The sequence below is a fragment of the Streptomyces sp. NPDC096048 genome (assembly GCF_044763415.1).
Taxonomy (GTDB): domain Bacteria; phylum Actinomycetota; class Actinomycetes; order Streptomycetales; family Streptomycetaceae; genus Streptomyces.
On the sequence record NZ_JBIWGG010000001.1, the window covers coordinates 355,937 to 372,321 of the forward strand.

The window sequence follows — 16,385 nt, forward strand, 5'->3', positions numbered from 1 at the left end:
GCGTACCGGTCGGCACGACTGGTGAACGCGTGACGCGAAGGTGGCGTTCCCGGGTCGGCTCCACGCAGACGCTACCTTCCGGCCGCGCCCCCGTCCCGAGGGGGCCGTCCGGTGTGCCGGTATCGTTGCTGACGGTCGACCGCTTCGTAGACTTCCCCGTATCCCGGGGCGCGAAGCATTCGTACGACCGCACAAACGGATGAACGTACAGAACGTACGGCCGTGAAGACCCCGCTCCCCCCGAGAAAGGCCCCCACCGTGGCCGCCAAGCCCGTGGCCCAGCGAGCCAAGCGCCTCGTCGTGCTGGTCTCCGGATCCGGCACCAACCTTCAGGCGCTCCTCGACGAGATCGCCGCCACCGGCGTCGAGGCCTACGGAGCCGAGGTCGTCGCAGTCGGCGCCGACCGCGAGGGCATCGAGGGGCTGACCCGCGCCGAGCGTGCCGGACTGCCGACGTTCGTACGGAAGGTCAAGGACTACGGGAGCCGCGACGAGTGGGACACGGCGCTCGCCGAGGCCGTCGCCGCCCACGAGCCGGACCTCGTCGTCTCGGCCGGGTTCATGAAGATCGTGGGCAAGGAGTTCCTGGCCCGCTTCGGGGGGCGGTTCGTCAACACCCACCCCGCCCTCCTCCCCAGCTTCCCGGGGGCCCACGGTGTGCGGGACGCGCTCGCGTACGGCGCCAGGGTCACCGGATGCACCGTCCACTTCGTCGACGACGGCGTCGACACCGGGCCGATCATCGCGCAGGGCGTGGTGGAGATCCGGGACGAGGACGACGAGAGCGCTCTGCACGAGCGCATCAAGGAAGTCGAGCGAAGGCTGCTCGTCGATGTCGTGGGGCGGCTCGCCCGCAACGGCTATCGCATTGAGGGACGAAAGGTAGTTATCCAGTGACCGCCACCGCCGAGAGCAACAAGCGGGCCATCCGTCGCGCGCTCGTCAGCGTCTACGACAAGACCGGGCTGGAGGAGCTGGCGCGCGGGCTGCACGAGGCCGGCGTCGAGCTCGTCTCCACCGGCTCCACCGCCGGGCGGATCTCCGCGGCCGGCGTGCCCGTCACCAAGGTCGAGGAGCTGACCGGCTTCCCCGAGTGCCTGGACGGCCGCGTCAAGACCCTGCACCCGAAGGTGCACGCCGGCATCCTCGCCGACCTGCGCCTGGACAGCCACCGGCAGCAGCTGGACGAGCTGGGCGTGGCGCCGTTCGACCTGGTCGTGGTCAACCTCTACCCGTTCCGCGAGACCGTCGCCTCGGGCGCCACTCCCGACGAGTGCGTCGAGCAGATCGACATCGGCGGCCCGTCGATGGTCCGCGCCGCCGCCAAGAACCACCCCTCGGTCGGGGTCGTCACCAGCCCCGCCCGCTACGCCGACGTGCTCTCCGCCGTCAAGGACGGCGGCTTCGACCTCGTCGCCCGCAAGCGGCTGGCCGCCGAGGCCTTCCAGCACACCGCCGCGTACGACGTGGCGGTCGCCTCCTGGTTCGCGAGCGAGTACGCCCCCGTGGACGACTCGCGGTTCCCCGACTTCCTCGGCGCCACGTACGACCGCGCGCACACCCTGCGCTACGGCGAGAACCCGCACCAGCCCGCGGCCCTCTACACCTCGCCCGAGGGCGGCGGTCTCGCGGAGGCCGAGCAGCTGCACGGCAAGGAGATGTCGTACAACAACTACACGGACACGGACGCCGCCCGCCGTGCCGCGTACGACCACGCCGAGCCCTGTGTCGCGATCATCAAGCACGCCAACCCGTGCGGCATCGCGGTCGGCGCGGACGTCGCCGAGGCGCACCGCAAGGCGCACGCCTGCGACCCGCTGTCCGCGTTCGGCGGCGTGATCGCGGTCAACCGCCCGGTCTCCAAGGAGATGGCCGAGCAGGTCGCGGAGATCTTCACCGAGGTCATCGTCGCGCCCGACTACGAGGACGGCGCCCTCGAAGCCCTCACCAAGAAGAAGAACATCCGCGTGCTGCGGGCCCCCGAGGCCCCCGCCGACCCGGTCGAGGTCAAGCCCATCGACGGCGGCGCCCTCCTCCAGGTCACCGACCGCCTCCAGGCCGAGGGCGACGACCCCGCCACCTGGACGCTGGCCACCGGCGAGGCCCTCTCCCCGTCCGACCTGGCCGACCTGGCCTTCGCCTGGAAGGCGTGCCGGGCCGTCAAGTCCAACGCGATCCTCCTCGCCAAGGACGGCGCCTCGGTCGGCGTCGGCATGGGCCAGGTGAACCGCGTCGACTCCGCGAAGCTGGCGGTGGAGCGCGCGGGCGCCGAACGCGCACAGGGGGCGTACGCCGCCTCCGACGCCTTCTTCCCCTTCCCGGACGGCCTGGAGATCCTCACCGCGGCCGGCGTGAAGGCCGTGGTCCAGCCCGGAGGCTCGGTCCGCGACGAACTGGTCGTCGAGGCGGCGAAGAAGGCCGGCGTGACGATGTACTTCACGGGGACGCGGCACTTCTTCCACTGACGCGGACGCCCGTGCCCCGGACCGGTGCTCCGGACCGGTCCGGGGCACCGGAGAGGTCAGCGTTGGCTGACGGTCTTGCCGCGGTGGTGGACGCGTGTCCCCCTCTCGAAGACCTGGACCCCGTCGCCCTGCATGATCTTGTGGAGGTGGTAGGCGCCGCCGTCCCGGCTCTTGGAGCTGTCGCCTCGGTGGAACTCGACGAAGCCGAAGGGTCCGCCGCTGCGGTATCTCAGGACGGAGCCGTTCCACTGGAGTCGGTCGTCGGCCTTGCTCCATGTGGCGTCGCCGACCATGCCGTCGTCGTCGAGTCTGTGGCGCTGCTGCCACTTGACGGTGGCCGCCTTGGTCTGTGATCCGAAGTACCCGTCGACGTCTTGGAAGTCGAGCAGGCGTTCGGAGACCAGGATGCTCTGCCAGAGCATGACGATGTCGGTGTTCGAGGATTCCCCGCAGCCGGAGCACAACGAGTTGCCGAGCTCGTCGAAGTGGTCGCCGAAGTCGTCGGTCAGGGCGCCGGTGCCGTCCACGAACGAGGTGCTGTAGGCCCCGGAGTTACCCGCGTACGCCGCGATATCAGGTGTGCGGGTTCAGAGGTTGGTCAGGGAGCGGAACTGGACCCGCGTGCCGCGTATCGACTTGACACCGTCGTACTGGTAGACCTCGGCGAGTTTGTAGGCCCCGCTGTCCGACGTCTTCGACGTACTGCCGCGGTGGAGGATCGCCGCGCCGGTGTTGTACTTCCCGGTGTAGGACACATCGATGTTGGACAGCCATACGAGCCGGTCGTCGGCCTTGCTCCAGGTGTTGTCGCCGACCTTGCCGTCCGCGCTGAGGCCGTAGCGCTGCTGCCACTTGATGGTGGCGCTCCTGGTCGCGGGGCCGAACTGGCCGTCGATGTCACCGAGATCGAGCAAATCCTCGGCCACGAGGATGCTCTGCCAGAGGACGACGATGTCGGTGTTCGAGGATTCTCCGCAGCCGTAGCAGAGAGAATTGCCGAGTTCGTCGAAGTGGTCGCCGAAGTCGTCGGTGAGAGAGCCGGCGCCGTCCACGAACGAGGTGCTGTACGCCCCGGAGTTCTGTGAGTACGCGGCATGCGCGGGGACGATCGTGAGCACCGTGGCCATTCCCGAGGCCAGGGCAGCGAGGCCGATCTTCCATTGCTTCTTCAACGTGAGTTCCCTTCCGGCGGAGGTCGTGTGCTCAATGTGCGGGATGTGCGAGACCTGGGGTACCTGCAAAGTTCCAGGGCGCGCGGTGGTCGGTGGGCTCAGCCTCGGGCGGACCAGGGTGCGCTGATGGCACCGGCCCCGGCTCCCAGCCGGTCGGACCACTCCTGGGACTTGGGGGCGACGCGCAGCAACTCGCCGCTGCCGGGCCCGCCGGTCAGGTAGTAGAGGGCCTCGTCGACGGCGTCGTCGTCGCCGCCCCAGCGGACCGCTCCCGCACAGTCCCCGACGATGTCCGAGTGCAGGGGTACCTCCAAAGTTGTAGGGCGGCCATGGCCGGTGGCCCTCACCCGGAGCGCTTTCGACGGTCGGAGCGGTCCCGACCGTCAGGACTCCCCGCCCTTGCGCAGCGCCCGCCAGGTCCCCGGCCCGACCATCCCGTCCGCGTCCAGTCCCGCCCGCTTCTGGAAGATGACGACCGCCCCGTGGGTCAGCGGGCCGAAGTCGCCGTCCACCTCGCCGACCTCCTCGATGCCGTGCAGATGCCTGAGCAGGCACTGCAACTCCCTGACCTGGCTGCCTCCGTCCCCCCGTTTGATGGTGAAGTCCCAGGTGCCGCTGTGGCCGGCCGTGTAGCCGGTGCCGTGGGCGGCGTCCTCGTACTCCACGGGCTTCTCACAGGTGGGCGGCGCTGCGGCCGCCGGGGCCGACTCCCACGGGGTGGTGTACGCGAGGCTCCCCGCGCCCACGATCGCCGCCGCGAGCGCCACCGCCAGGGCGGGGCGCCGCCAGCGCCGGGGACGCAGTCGCGGCAGCCGGGCCGAGCGGGAGGCGCCCGCGGCCTCCTCCACCCGGCGCAGCAGCGCGGCGGTGTCGGTGGGGCGTTCCGCGTGGGTCGGGGCCAGACAGTCCCGCAGGATGGCCCGCCAGACCTCGGGAAGCCCGGGGGACAGGCGCAGTTCCTCACGGCCGCGCGCGTAGCGCGTCGCCGCGTCGGAGCGTGCCTCCGAGGTGCCGCCGGGCAGCGGGAACTCCCCGGTCAGGACCACGTGCGCGAGGACGCCGAAGGCCCAGAGGTCGGCGGACGGACGGATCCGTGTGCCGCGCTCGTCGACCTCGGGCCACAGGAGTTCGGGCGGGGTGTAGTCCGGGGTGGCGAAGGCGGGGGTGTAGGCGTGGGTGCCTTCCATCTCCGCGGCCAGGTTGAAGTCGGCGAGCCGGGCCGAACCGTCCGCCATCAGCAGAACATTGGCCGGTTTCAGGTCCCCGTGCACCCAGCCCGCGTGGTGGAGCTGGTGCAGGCCCTCGCAGATCTGTGCCAGCAGGGCGGGCCCGGCGTCCGGGGACGGGGTCCGGGCCAGTACGGCGTCCAGGGATCCCTCGGCCCGCTCCAGCACCAGGACGGTGGCGCCGTCCAGCTCGGGATGGTCCGGGTCGTCGACCGTCAGCGTGTCGTACATCCGGATCAGCCGGGGTGAGCGGAGCCGCTTGAGCAACTGCACCTCGCGTTCGGCCAGGTCGCGCAGGTGGTGCAACTGGCGCGGGGTGCGGGTGCCGGTGGCCAGGAACTTCAGCGCCGCCCGGCGCGGCAGCTCGCCCCCGCCGGAGACGCGCCCGGTCGCCGCGTCGGAGGTGTGGCGGGTCGCGTCGTAGACCGTGGCGAACGCGCCGGACGCGAGCGGCTCGCGCACCTCCCACGGCCCGATCCGGTACCCCTTCGGCACCGGCACCGCGTACGGCCGCCCGGTCACCGTGCCGCTCCGCTCGGGGCGGGAGCGAGTACGACGAGGTCGTCCTCGCGGACCAGGTCGAAGCGGAGGGCCAGCGAGGCCAGGGACTCCTTCTTGCCGTGTGTGCGCCGGCCCGGCTCGGCCGTGTCCGGGCCGGGTCTCAGCCGCAGCTTGACGGCGAGGTAGTCGATGTTCCAGTAGACGGCGGAGCGGCTGACCTTGGGCCAGCTGGGGCGCAGCCGCTCCACTATCTCCTCGACGGCGGGCAGCGGGGCGCGGGGCTCACCGCGCAGGCGCCGCTCGCACAGGGCGGCCAGGACCGCGAAGTACCGCTTGGTGCGGTCCAGGGCGAACGCCGGGACGGTGCCGGCCCCTTCCAGCCCCCGGCGCTCGACGCTGCGGAAGGCGTGCCGCGGTGCCCAGACGTCGAAGGTGAGCAGGTCGCCCGCGGCGGGCAGGGTCACCCGCGCCAGCTCGAACGGTACGGGCGCCTCCACGCGGCCCGGAGCCACCTTGATGTGCTCGCCGGCGCCCTCCGGGTTCTCCACCACGTAGGTCTGGTCCTCGCTGAGATTGCTCAGCAGCCAGAACGTGCGGTGCGCCGCGATCTCCCCGGCGACCCGGGGAACCCCCGCGTGCGCGATGGCGAGCCCCCCGCCGCTCGGCTCGGTCCTGCCGAACTCGATGCGCTCACCCGCGCTGATCCTCAACTGGTCGGCCACACTGCCGCACGACGGCGGCACGACGATGACGCTGTACATGGAGTCGTCCCCCTCCCCCGATTGCTCGGGGTCAACATTCCCCAGTCCAACAACGGGCAGGCTACGGGAGACGGGTGAGGGCAACCCAAGCATTCGGACGCGTCGGCGGGTCGGTGGGCTCCGGACGCTGAAGCGGCCCCCGGACCCCTCTCTGGAGGGGGCCGGGGGCCGCGCGGTCAGGCACGCTCCCGCGTGCGGATCAGCGGATCAGCGGATCAGCAGGGGCGCAGCGACCAGATCGGGTCCCAGGTCGCCGTGCCCGCCTGGTAGGCCGTCGACGTCCAGCGGACGCTGCCGTCCTTGTTGAAGAACTTGGCGACCGTGCCGCGCGTCTGGTTGTTGGTGAACGGGCCGTCGCCGGTCCAGTTGGTGACGTTCCACGTCTGGCACTTGTAGAAGTCGAACTTGGTGCCCTTGACGATCATGCACAGGTGACCGTAGTCGCAGGCCAGATCCTGGGCGGCCTTGGTCCTGGGCGCCTCGGTGACGGTCAGGCCCTCGTACCTGACCGCGTCGGCGGACACGTGCAGGGGCTTCGGCTTGTCGGCCAGCACCTGGTCAGCCGCCTGCTGGAGGGCGGTCACCCGGGTGCCGGCCGGGTCGGCGGCGGTGGCCGCGACCGTGGAGCCGGCGACCAGGGCCGAGGCCGCGACGAGCAGCGCGGCGGGCTTGATGATGTTCACTGTGGTTCCCCCATGAACGTCGGTGTCGTACCGCCGGAGCGGTGTGCTCACACCGTGCCCGGGGCGGCCGTCGCGTGGTACCTCGCAACTCTCAGGGTCACTTCCTCCCCGGCGGCGTGTACTCCTTGAGGTGGTGAGCGACGCGGTCGGCGTAGTCGCGGTACTTCGGGGGAACCCCGCCCGCGTCGTTCACCTTGTCGTACGACGTCCGGTAGGCCACGGCGATCAGCACCCGGCGGTCGCCCGGCAGGCCGACGTCGAGGCGTGGCGTGATCCAGCACAGGTAGCGGCCCATCGCCGGGACGGACTCGGCGGGCGGGAACGGGGGCTCGGGGACCTCCTCACCGGGTGTGCCGTCCTCGTTCATCCACCAGCGCAGCACCTTCGGGGTCCAGCGGGCGATCCCGTACTCGTCCTTTCGCGGGTCGGCGAGGTCCGGGTCGAAGTCGCTCTCCACCTTCAGCATGGCCGCGATCAGGGGCGCGCTGACCTCCTCGCGGTCGCAGTCGTGCGCCGTCTCGACGATCAGCAGCCGGTAGGCGGCCGGTACGCCCCGGTCGGTGCGCAGTTCACCGGCGCCGTAGGAGGCGGCGGCGACGGTCGCGGTGCCGCCCGGGCCCCGGTCGCCGGGGGCGGAGCCGGGGCCGCCGTCGCCGGTGCGGGCCCTGATGCCGTAGCCGAGCGCGGCCACGGCCACGGTGGCGGCCGCTGCGGCGAGGACCATGCGGCGGGGGCCCGTGCGCCGGGGGCCCGTGCGGCGCGGCAGGACGGACCGGCCGCCCGTGCCTCCCGTGACCGCCGCCACCCGCCGTAACAGGTCGTCCGTGCCGATGCGTTCGGCGTGCGTACGGGTCAGACAGGCGCGCACGATCTCCCGCCACGCCTCGGGCAGCGCGGGCGACAGACGCAGCTCCTCGGCGCCGCGCGCGTAGGCGGCCCCGGCGTCGCGGCGGGCCGCCGGGGTGCCGCCGGGCAGCGGGAAGGACCCGGTGAGCACGACGTGGGCGAGGACGCCGAAGGCCCAGACGTCGGCGGAGGGGCGGATACGCCGGCCGCGTTCGCCGATCTCGGACCAGAGCAGCTCGGGCGGGGTGTAGTCGGGAGTGGAGAAGGCCGGGGTGTAGGCGTGGGTGCCTTCCAGTTCGGCGGCCATGTTGAAGTCGGCGAGCCGGGCCGAACCGTCCTTCATCAGCAGCACGTTGGCCGGTTTCAGGTCCCCGTGCACCCACCTGGCGTGGTGCAGCTGGTGCAGACCCTCACACACCTGCACGAGCAGCGCGGGTCCGCCGGCCGGGCGCGGCGACGCGGACAGCAGGGCGGACAGGGACCCTTCCGCCTTCTCCAGGACGAGGACGGTGGCGCCGTCGAGCGCGGGGCGGGCCGGGTCGTCGACGACGAGGGTCTCGTACATCCGCACCAGCCGGGGCCGCCGCAGCCGGCGGTGCAACTCGACCTCGCGCTCGACGAGTTCGCGCAGGTGGGTCAGCTGCCGCGGCGTCCCCGTACCGGTGGGCAGGAACTTCAGGGCGGCCGTGCGCGGCAGACCGGCGTCGCCGTCACCGACCCGTCGGGCCTCGTACACGCTGCCGAAGGCGCCCGTCGCGATCGGCGCCCGCACCTCCCAGACACCGACCCGGTACCCCTTCGGCACGGGGACGGCGTACGGCTCGGTCACCGGGGCACCCGGCGCGGCGGTGCCGCGAGGACCACGAGGTCGTCCTCCCGTACGAGGTCGAAGCGGAGCGCCATGGACACCAGGGACTCCTTCTTGCCGTTGAGCCGCGCCCCCGCCTCCGCCGTCTCCGGGCCCGGCTTCAGCCGCAGTTTCACCGCCAGGTAGTCGATGTTCCACTGGACGGACGCGCGCGACGCGGCCGGCCAGCCCGGCCGCAGCCGCTCGACGACCTGCTCGACGGTAGGCAGCGGCGCGTGCGGTGCCCCGCGCAGCCGCGGCTCGCACAGGGCGGCCAGGACCGCGAAGTACCGTTTGGTGCGGTCGACGGAGAAGGCCGGGGCGGTCGGCTCGCCGTCGGTGCCGTCCTCGGCGCGCAGGTAGTCGTGGCGCGGTGCCCACACCTCGACCGGCAGCAGGTCGCCCGCGGCGGGCAGCACGATCCGCGAGAACTCGAACGGCACCGGGGCGTCCAGCCGGCCCGGTGCCACCTTGATGTGCTCGCCGGCGCCCTCCGGGTTCTCCACCACGTAGGTCTGGTGGGCGGACAGGTTGCTCAGGGCCCAGAACGTGCCGTGGGCGGTGATCTCACCGGCTCTGCGGGACACACCGTCGTGCCCGATCAGCAGTCCGCCCTCGGGCACGGACCGCCCGAAGACGAGCCGTTCGCCGGGTGCGAGCCGGAACTGGGTGCGGGTGCGTTCGTCCTCCGTGGTCGGCGGAGGTACCACGATGATGCTGTACAAGGTGCGTCTCCCCGTGCCTGACGGCTACCCGCGTCAGACTATTGCGACGCACCGGGGCCGTGTCTCCCCTCGTACGGGTGAGACACGGCCCCTTGGCTTGATTGGCGTGAAGTGTGCCGTGGCGGACGCCGGTTCAGTACTGCGGGCGGTTGAACCAGTAACTGCCGTTCTTGTTGGCGCAGAAGACGATGATCAGGATGCCGAGAACCAGGCTGATCAGGGCGAAGAGGTTGGCCCCGAGCAGGTTGATCACGCTGACCAGCGTCACGACCGAGCCGTAGATGATCGCGGAGACGCGCGGACCGCCCCGGCCGGTCGCGAACTTGACAGCTGTGAAGATCGCCCAGAACGCGAACGCCAGGAATATCACGCCGAGGCCGATCATGAGGCCCGCGCCGATGCTCGTGACGGTGTCCGCGTCCTGAGCCGAGATGCTGGGGTCGGAGTTGACCTCGTCCTCGATGTAGTCGGCGAACCAGGAGCTGGCCGCGATCATCAGCACGCCGCCGATGACCTGGCAGGCGCCCAGCACGAACAGCATCACGCGCGCGGCCTTCACCGTGCCGGGCATGACCGCGGGGGCGGGGGCGTAGCCGCCGCCGTAGGGCTGGACCGGCGGGGCCGCGGGGTAGCCGTAGCCGGACTGGCCGTCCTGGGGCTGCTGCTGGGGGTAGCCGTAGTTCGACTGCTGGCCGTGCTGCTGGCCCTGCTGGCCCTGCGGCGGACCGTAGGGGTTGTTCGGGTCGCCGAAACTCATGCGGGACTTCCTCCGTAGCTGTCACGTGCGGGGACGACGCGTGGCTCGATGCGGAGGAGGTACTTCGTTGCGGTTCGTCCCCCCGGTACGGCCCCGCGGCACTGTGCTACTGCCCAATCGTTCTTGACCTATCTCTTACTTGTCCAGCCCGGCCGCGAGGTGTTGTGCAAGTGCAACAACGTCGATCATGATCCGCCGGGGTGGGACGCCGCCCGGAACGCCCCCGGACGCCTACCGGGACGCCTGGTCGGGTGCCCGCCCCGTGCCCGGACGACGGCCGGATTGGAACCGGGGGCCGGTCATCCGCGAGGATGGGGGTATGACCGCCCAGATTCTCGATGGCAAGGCCACCGCAGCCGCGATCAAGTCCGAACTGACCGCCCGCGTGGCGGCGCTGAAGGAGAGGGGCGTCACACCCGGCCTCGGCACCGTCCTGGTCGGCGACGACCCCGGCAGCCAGAAGTACGTCGCCGGCAAGCACCGCGACTGCGCGCAGGTCGGTATCGCCTCCATCCAGCGCGAACTGCCCGGTACGGCGACGCAGGAGGAGATCGAGGCGGTCGTCCGCGAGCTGAACGAGGACCCGGCCTGCACCGGCTACATCGTCCAGCTGCCGCTGCCCAAGGGCATCGACGAGAACCGCATCCTGGAACTGATGGACCCGGACAAGGACGCGGACGGCCTGCATCCGATGAACCTCGGCCGCCTCGTCCTGAACGAGCCGGCGCCGTTGCCCTGTACCCCCAACGGCATCCTCACCCTGCTGCGCCGCTACGGCGTGGAGATCAAGGGCGCCGAGGTGGTGGTCGTCGGCCGCGGTGTCACGATCGGCCGCCCGATGCCGCTGCTGCTCACCCGGCGCAGCGAGAACGCCACCGTGACCCAGTGCCACACCGGCACCCGGGACCTGGCCGCCCACCTCAAGCGCGCGGACATCATCGTCGCCGCCGCCGGCTCCCCGCACCTGGTCTGTCCCGAGGACGTCAAGCCGGGCGCGGCCGTCCTCGACGTGGGCGTCTCGCGCAACGCCGAGGGCAAGATCATGGGCGACGTCCACCCCGGTGTGGCCGAGGTCGCCGCCTGGATCTCCCCGAACCCCGGCGGTGTCGGCCCGATGACCCGGGCCCAGCTGCTCGTCAACGTGGTGGAGGCGGCGGAGCGCAGTGCCGGCTGACGACACCGAGACCGAGCGCACGGAGCACGCGGCGGACTCGGAGCACTTGGAGCACCCGGATCAACCGGAGCACCCGGAGAACCTCACCGTCCGGGACCCCGTCAGCGCGCCCGACGCCGAGGGCAGGCCGCGGCGGGTCACCCGCCGGTTCCCGCTGTTCACCCGTGACACCGCGCGCCCCGAGGGCGGTGGCCGGGCGGCGGGCGGCGACGCCCCGGCGCCCGCCCGGCAGTGGCCGATCCTCCTCGTGGTCGGCCTGGTCGGGATCGGCCTGCTGCTGACCGCGCTGGACGTCTTCCGCTGGGGGACGCTCCTGATCGGCGCCGCTCTCCTGGTCGGCGCGGCGCTGCGCTGGGTGCTGCCCGACGTCGGCATGCTCGCGGTGCGCTCGCGCTTCACGGACATCGTCACCTACGGCGTCCTCGGGCTCGCCATCGTCCTGCTGGCGCTGATGGCCCAGCCGAAACCTTGGCTGGAGCTCCCGTTCTTGAAGGACACCCTGCACTTCACGGTGAGCTAGCGAGACTTCACGCGAGCCGGCGACGGCCCGTCCTCACCCCCGTGGAAGGACGGGCCGTCGCCGGGATCAACCCTCCTGCACGGCGAACGCCCTGTTCAACGCCTGTCAGGGCGCTGTGGCACGGAAGTGACCGTTCCGCTACTCCGCTACGCGAGCCGTGAAAAACGGGGTTCGGTTCCGGGCGGGGGAACGCCGGTGGGACACTGGACCACGGGTCGGTGGGCGTGCGACGGTGCATGTTCGCGACCCCTGTGCTCCTGTGCGCCCCCACCCCGGGAACTGAGATCCTGACCGGGCGCATCCCTGTGGGTAGCCAGAACGAGGACTCCGTGCGGGCCGCCGCGCACGAGGACCAAACGGGGAACGAACAGCACGTCACCGGGGGGAAGAGGGGGAAGCAATGCCTCGTTGGAAGGCCTTGCCGGATGAACTCGATCCGCAGATCAGAGAGTTCACGAGCCAGTTGCGCCGACTCGTGGACCGCAGTGAGCTGAGCATCGCGTCGGTGGCCGATGCCACGGGCTACAGCAAGACGTCCTGGGAGCGCTATCTGAACGGCCGGCTGCTGGCGCCCAAGGGCGCCATCGTGGCCCTCGCCGAGGTGACGCGGACCAATCCCGTCCACCTGACCACCATGTGGGAGCTGGCCGAGCGAGCCTGGAGCCGCTCGGAGATGCGCCATGACATGACCATGGAGGCCATTCGGATCTCCCAGGCGCGCGCCGCGCTCGGCGAGCTGGGCACGCCCGCGGCCAAGTCGGGCAACGGCGGCAGGAACGGCAAGGGGAGCAGGGGCGGCCGTCACGGCGGCGGCGCCACGGCCACGCCCGGGATCGCCGGACCGGCCGGTGTGTCGCCCACGTTCCCGCCGACGGTTCCCGCGCAGCCGACGGCCGCCGACAGTCCCGACTCGGCCGTCGGTACGGTCCGGGGCGGCGGTGCGCCGGGCGCTCCCTCCGCCCCGTCGTCCGGTGGCGCGTCCGACGGCAACTCGTGGGGCATGGCCGGATACCGGGGACCGGCGCCGACCGGTGACCGTACGGCGCGGTCCGGGACCCGGGCCGACTCGGGGGAAGCCGCGCGAGGTGCGACGCCGCACGGCCACGGGCCCTCGGGCTCCTCGGCACCCTCGGTCTCGTACGGCGAGCCCCCGCACAACGGCTCCGGTTCGCGGGCCCGGCCCTCCGGGGGCGGCGGCAAGCGGATGACGACGTTCGTCGCGGGCGTCGTCGGCGTGCTCGTCGTGATCGCGGGCGCTTTCTTCCTCCTGAACGACGGCGATGGGAAGAAGAACGAGGGCGCCGACCCGTCCCCGTCGCCCACCGTCAGCTCCGAGCCCGAGCTGCCGCCCGGCGTGAAGTGCAGCGGCGACGCGTGCACCGGCAAGGACCCGGAGATCATGGGCTGCGGCGGCGACCTGGTGACCACCGCCGCGACCGCCACCGTCGGCACGGCCGCCGTCGAGGTCCGCTACAGCAAGATCTGCGGCGCGGCGTGGGCCCGTGTCACCCAGGCCGCTCAGGGCGACGAGGTACAGGTGAGCGCGGGCGGGGCGAGCCCGCAGACGGGCTCGGTCGCCGGGGCCGCCGACACCGTCGCGTACACCCCGATGGTGGCGGTGAAGTCCGCGGCCGACGCCAAGGCGTGCGTGACGCTGGCGGCGGGCCAGAAGGGCTGCACGGAGTAACCGCGGGACCGCGGAGACCGTAGGAGCGGGGCGCCGATGCCGGTTGGAAGCGGGGCGGAGATCCCGGTTCGGGGCCGGGCCGCGATGCCGGTCGGAGCCGGGCCGCGATGCCGGTACGGGGCCGGGCCGCGATGCCGGTACGGGGCCGGGCCGCGATGCCGGTCGGAGCTGGCGATGTGCCGGTAGGGAGCCGGGCCGCGATCCCCGTGCGGAGCGGCTCGCATCCGCACCGGGAGAAAAATCGCCCGCGGCAGGCATGGCCCGCCGAGTCAGGGGCACGCGAGAAGTACCCCCACGGGAGTCCGGCAACGGTATCCCCGAACGGCGGTCGCCTTCGTCCCCCTCTCCCGGACAGGCGGCCGCCTCTTTCACGCCCTGGTTTCCTCGCGTCCGTGCACGCGCTCAGGTGACCGCCGGGGCCCTGTGGGCCGGGCCACACCGACCCGGACGTCCCGGGCACCGGAGGCGCGATAGCCTGACGGCTGGATCGATCTCTTGATACCAAGAGATCGATCAAACGCCCGGGGCAGGGACGCCCCACCGCCAGCTGTCATACGGAGAACGCCATGACCCGCACTCCCGTGAACGTCACCGTCACCGGCGCGGCCGGCCAGATCGGTTACGCCCTGCTCTTCCGCATCGCCTCCGGCCAGCTGCTCGGCGCGGACGTGCCGGTCAAGCTGCGCCTCCTGGAGATCACCCCGGCGCTCAACGCCGCCGCGGGCACCGCGATGGAGCTGGACGACTGCGCGTTCCCGCTGCTCCAGGGCATCGAGATCACCGACGACCCGAACGTCGCCTTCGACGGCGCCAACGTCGCCCTGCTCGTGGGCGCCCGCCCGCGCACCAAGGGCATGGAGCGCGGTGACCTCCTGGAGGCCAACGGCGGCATCTTCAAGCCGCAGGGCAAGGCCATCAACGACCACGCCGCGGACGACATCAAGGTCCTCGTCGTCGGCAACCCGGCCAACACCAACGCCCTGATCGCCCAGGCCGCCGCCCCGGACGTACCGGCCGAGCGCTTCACCGCGATGACCCGCCTGGACCACAACCGCGCGCTGACCCAGCTCGCGAAGAAGACGGGCTCGTCGGTCACCGACATCAAGCGCCTGACCATCTGGGGCAACCACTCCGCCACCCAGTACCCCGACATCTTCAACGCCACGATCGCCGGCAAGAACGCCGCCGAGGTCGTGAACGACGAGAAGTGGCTGGCCGACGACTTCATCCCGACCGTCGCCAAGCGCGGCGCCGCCATCATCGAGGCCCGCGGCGCCTCGTCGGCCGCCTCCGCCGCCAACGCCGCCATCGACCACGTCCACACCTGGGTCAACGGCACCGCCGACGGCGACTGGGCCTCCATGGGTATCCCGTCGGACGGCTCCTACGGCGTCCCGGAGGGCATCATCTCCTCCTTCCCGGTCACCACGAAGGACGGCAAGTACGAGATCGTCCAGGGCCTGGACATCAACGAGTTCTCCCGCGCCCGCATCGACGCCTCCGTCAAGGAGCTGTCGGAGGAGCGCGACGCGGTCCGCGCGCTCGGCCTCATCTGAGCCGACCCGCCCGTTCGGGCCTCGTTCCGTCCGCGGTGATCCGTCGGCGGGTCCGGGGCCCGACCGCTGATCATTTCGCCCCGCCGGGTCGTCGTCCGGCGGGGCGACGTGCTGCCGGACCGGAGACGCGGGTGCGGGCTTCGGGCCGTGCTGTGCTCCGGGCCGGTCGCGTCCCGCCCGGCGAAGGCGCGGGGGGCGCGGCGTCGTGCGCCTACCGGGTGACCTCAACCGCCTGGTGACGACACCGGCCAGGACGCGGACGAGGACGCCGCTACGACGGACACCGCCACGACGGAGACCGCCACGACGGAGACCGCCTTTCGCCGTGGACGGCGTCGTCTCCCCTGAGGCCGAGGGCGTCAGCCCAGCCGCTTCTCGAACCAGTGCCCGGCATAGACATGGTCGGAGTACGCCGGGATCTCCGTATAGCCGGACGCCTGGTACATCGACCGCGCCTCGGTGAGGGCGGCGTGGGTGTCGAGTCGTACGACGGTCAGGCCGCGCGTGACGGCCTCGTCCTCCAGCGCGTCGAGGAGGCGGCGGGCCAGCCCGAGCCGCCGGGCGCCGGGGTGGACCCACACGTGCTTGATCTCGCCGACCCCGGGTGCCGTCCGCCGCAGCGCCCCGCAGCCGACCGGCCGCCCTTCCTCGTACGCGACGAGGAACGTCCCGGCGTCCCCCGACACCTCCTCGGGCCCCACGAGGTCGGAGGGGTCGAAGCCCTCGGGGAAGCGCGCGTCCAGGTCGGCGGCGTAGGCGTCCAGGCAGGCGCGGGCGTCCGGGGTGCGGGCGTCGACCGGCGTGACGTTGACGGCGGCCAGCCGCAGCAGGCGTTGTGCGGTGGCCATGGCGTCGGTCAGCCGCCGGCGCTGGTCCGGGGCGAGCCCCTGGAGCAGCCCGGAGACGAGGGCGTCGGCCCGGCGGTTCTGCTCCGCGACCTCGGCCCGTCCTGCGGAAGTCGGCTCGACCGTACGCAGCCGGCTGTCGTCGGGGTGCATGCCCAGCCGGACCATGCCCTGTGCCTCCAAAGCCTTCACCATCCGGCTCAGGTACCCGGCGTCCAGGCCGAGGCGGACGCGCAGGTCCCGCAGGGACACCCCGGAGCCGCTCTCGGCGATCTCGAAGAGCAGCCGGGCCTCGCCGAGCGGACGGTCCTGGCCGAGATAGCGGTCGTCGAGCACGCCGATGCGGCGCGTGAAGTAGCGGTTGAAGCGCCGCAACGCCGTGACGTCCTCCGTCACCGAGCCCTCCGTCACCGCGTCCTCCGTCACCGCGTCCTCCGTCACCGAGCCCTCCGACACGGAGCCCCCCGTCACCGAGCCCTCCGCCACTGGCTCCATTCCCTTGACTTTAGTCAAAGGAATTCGAGGCGTCCATGTGCGAGCTTCGTGCCTCCCTGTCCCTTTTCTCAGTGATGCGCCGCACTTTCGGCCACCGAATCGGCATGCATGCGGGGCCGTTGGGC

The 16,385-nt window shown here is 71.9% G+C and carries 16 protein-coding genes; 6 read left to right on the forward strand and 10 right to left on the reverse strand.

The genetic code is table 11. The features are described from left to right. Positions 1-258: 258 nt before the first annotated feature. A complete protein-coding gene (purN, locus tag ACIQ6R_RS01775; RefSeq protein ID WP_404169244.1) occupies positions 259-897 on the forward strand; it encodes a phosphoribosylglycinamide formyltransferase in 639 nt (212 codons plus the stop codon). Further along, on the forward strand, positions 894-2,465 hold the full coding sequence (gene purH, locus ACIQ6R_RS01780; RefSeq protein ID WP_404218054.1) for a bifunctional phosphoribosylaminoimidazolecarboxamide formyltransferase/IMP cyclohydrolase: 1,572 nt from the start codon (positions 894-896) through the stop codon (positions 2,463-2,465). The genes purN and purH overlap by 4 nt, the downstream gene beginning before the upstream one ends. Positions 2,466-2,521: 56 nt before the next feature. Here the strand turns inward: purH and ACIQ6R_RS01785 are convergent, their stop codons facing one another. The 9 genes from ACIQ6R_RS01785 to ACIQ6R_RS01825 form a co-directional block, all read right to left on the reverse strand. Further along, complete coding sequence (locus ACIQ6R_RS01785; RefSeq protein WP_404218056.1) at positions 2,522-2,992, reverse strand: peptidoglycan-binding protein; 471 nt, start codon at positions 2,990-2,992, stop codon at positions 2,522-2,524. Positions 2,993-3,052: 60 nt separating this feature from the next. After that, positions 3,053-3,637 carry a peptidoglycan-binding protein gene (locus ACIQ6R_RS01790; protein ID WP_404169253.1) on the reverse strand — a complete coding sequence of 195 codons (585 nt, stop codon included), beginning with the start codon at positions 3,635-3,637 and terminating at the stop codon, positions 3,053-3,055. 98 nt (positions 3,638-3,735) lie between these two features. After that, the gene (locus ACIQ6R_RS01795; RefSeq protein ID WP_404218059.1) at positions 3,736-3,951 is read right to left on the reverse strand and encodes a hypothetical protein; all 216 of its coding nucleotides are present in this window, start codon (positions 3,949-3,951) and stop codon (positions 3,736-3,738) included. 69 nt (positions 3,952-4,020) lie between these two features. Continuing rightward, positions 4,021-5,385: a protein kinase gene (locus ACIQ6R_RS01800; RefSeq protein WP_404218061.1), complete on the reverse strand. Its 1,365-nt coding sequence runs from the start codon at positions 5,383-5,385 to the stop codon at positions 4,021-4,023. Further along, the gene (locus ACIQ6R_RS01805; RefSeq protein ID WP_404218062.1) at positions 5,382-6,125 is read right to left on the reverse strand and encodes an FHA domain-containing protein; all 744 of its coding nucleotides are present in this window, start codon (positions 6,123-6,125) and stop codon (positions 5,382-5,384) included. The genes ACIQ6R_RS01800 and ACIQ6R_RS01805 overlap by 4 nt, the downstream gene beginning before the upstream one ends. Before the next feature lie 215 nt (positions 6,126-6,340). Continuing rightward, entirely contained in the window at positions 6,341-6,808 is a 468-nt protein-coding gene (locus ACIQ6R_RS01810) for a hypothetical protein (RefSeq protein ID WP_404169264.1), read from the reverse strand. Positions 6,809-6,905: 97 nt separating this feature from the next. Further along, entirely contained in the window at positions 6,906-8,483 is a 1,578-nt protein-coding gene (locus ACIQ6R_RS01815; RefSeq protein WP_404218064.1) for a protein kinase, read from the reverse strand. Beyond that, the gene (locus tag ACIQ6R_RS01820; protein ID WP_404218066.1) at positions 8,480-9,226 is read right to left on the reverse strand and encodes an FHA domain-containing protein; all 747 of its coding nucleotides are present in this window, start codon (positions 9,224-9,226) and stop codon (positions 8,480-8,482) included. Before ACIQ6R_RS01820 ends, ACIQ6R_RS01815 begins: the two co-directional genes overlap by 4 nt. Before the next feature lie 133 nt (positions 9,227-9,359). Then, positions 9,360-9,983 (reverse strand): hypothetical protein, encoded by a 624-nt coding sequence (locus tag ACIQ6R_RS01825; protein ID WP_404218068.1) that lies wholly within the window; start codon positions 9,981-9,983, stop codon positions 9,360-9,362. Between the two features lie 319 nt (positions 9,984-10,302). Here ACIQ6R_RS01825 and ACIQ6R_RS01830 point away from each other — a divergent pair, with 319 nt between their 5' ends. The 4 genes from ACIQ6R_RS01830 (at position 10,303) to ACIQ6R_RS01845 (ending at position 14,920) form a co-directional block, all read left to right on the forward strand. Further along, positions 10,303-11,157, forward strand: coding sequence for a bifunctional methylenetetrahydrofolate dehydrogenase/methenyltetrahydrofolate cyclohydrolase (locus ACIQ6R_RS01830; RefSeq protein WP_404218070.1), 855 nt, complete (start codon positions 10,303-10,305; stop codon positions 11,155-11,157). 46 nt (positions 11,158-11,203) lie between these two features. Continuing rightward, the gene (locus ACIQ6R_RS01835; RefSeq protein WP_404218653.1) at positions 11,204-11,677 is read left to right on the forward strand and encodes a DUF3017 domain-containing protein; all 474 of its coding nucleotides are present in this window, start codon (positions 11,204-11,206) and stop codon (positions 11,675-11,677) included. A gap of 400 nt (positions 11,678-12,077) precedes the next feature. Continuing rightward, positions 12,078-13,364 carry a DUF2690 domain-containing protein gene (locus tag ACIQ6R_RS01840; protein ID WP_404218072.1) on the forward strand — a complete coding sequence of 429 codons (1,287 nt, stop codon included), beginning with the start codon at positions 12,078-12,080 and terminating at the stop codon, positions 13,362-13,364. A 566-nt stretch (positions 13,365-13,930) separates the two neighbouring features. Then, positions 13,931-14,920, forward strand: coding sequence for a malate dehydrogenase (locus ACIQ6R_RS01845; RefSeq protein WP_404169281.1), 990 nt, complete (start codon positions 13,931-13,933; stop codon positions 14,918-14,920). 359 nt (positions 14,921-15,279) lie between these two features. Here the strand turns inward: ACIQ6R_RS01845 and ACIQ6R_RS01850 are convergent, their stop codons facing one another. Continuing rightward, positions 15,280-16,260, reverse strand: coding sequence for a GNAT family N-acetyltransferase (locus ACIQ6R_RS01850; RefSeq protein ID WP_404218074.1), 981 nt, complete (start codon positions 16,258-16,260; stop codon positions 15,280-15,282). Between the last annotated feature and the right edge of the window lie 125 nt (positions 16,261-16,385).

What these genes read in the sequence shown, in the direction of transcription:
- ACIQ6R_RS01805 (WP_404218062.1), bottom strand. Translation starts at nt 6,125, where the DNA reads ATGTACAGCGTCATCGTCGTGCCGCCGTCGTGCGGCAGTGTGGCCGAC.
- ACIQ6R_RS01825 (WP_404218068.1), bottom strand. Translation starts at nt 9,983, where the DNA reads ATGAGTTTCGGCGACCCGAACAACCCCTACGGTCCGCCGCAGGGCCAG.
- ACIQ6R_RS01830 (WP_404218070.1), top strand. Translation starts at nt 10,303, where the DNA reads ATGACCGCCCAGATTCTCGATGGCAAGGCCACCGCAGCCGCGATCAAG.
- ACIQ6R_RS01840 (WP_404218072.1), top strand. Translation starts at nt 12,078, where the DNA reads ATGCCTCGTTGGAAGGCCTTGCCGGATGAACTCGATCCGCAGATCAGA.
- ACIQ6R_RS01845 (WP_404169281.1), top strand. Translation starts at nt 13,931, where the DNA reads ATGACCCGCACTCCCGTGAACGTCACCGTCACCGGCGCGGCCGGCCAG.
- ACIQ6R_RS01850 (WP_404218074.1), bottom strand. Translation starts at nt 16,260, where the DNA reads ATGGAGCCAGTGGCGGAGGGCTCGGTGACGGGGGGCTCCGTGTCGGAG.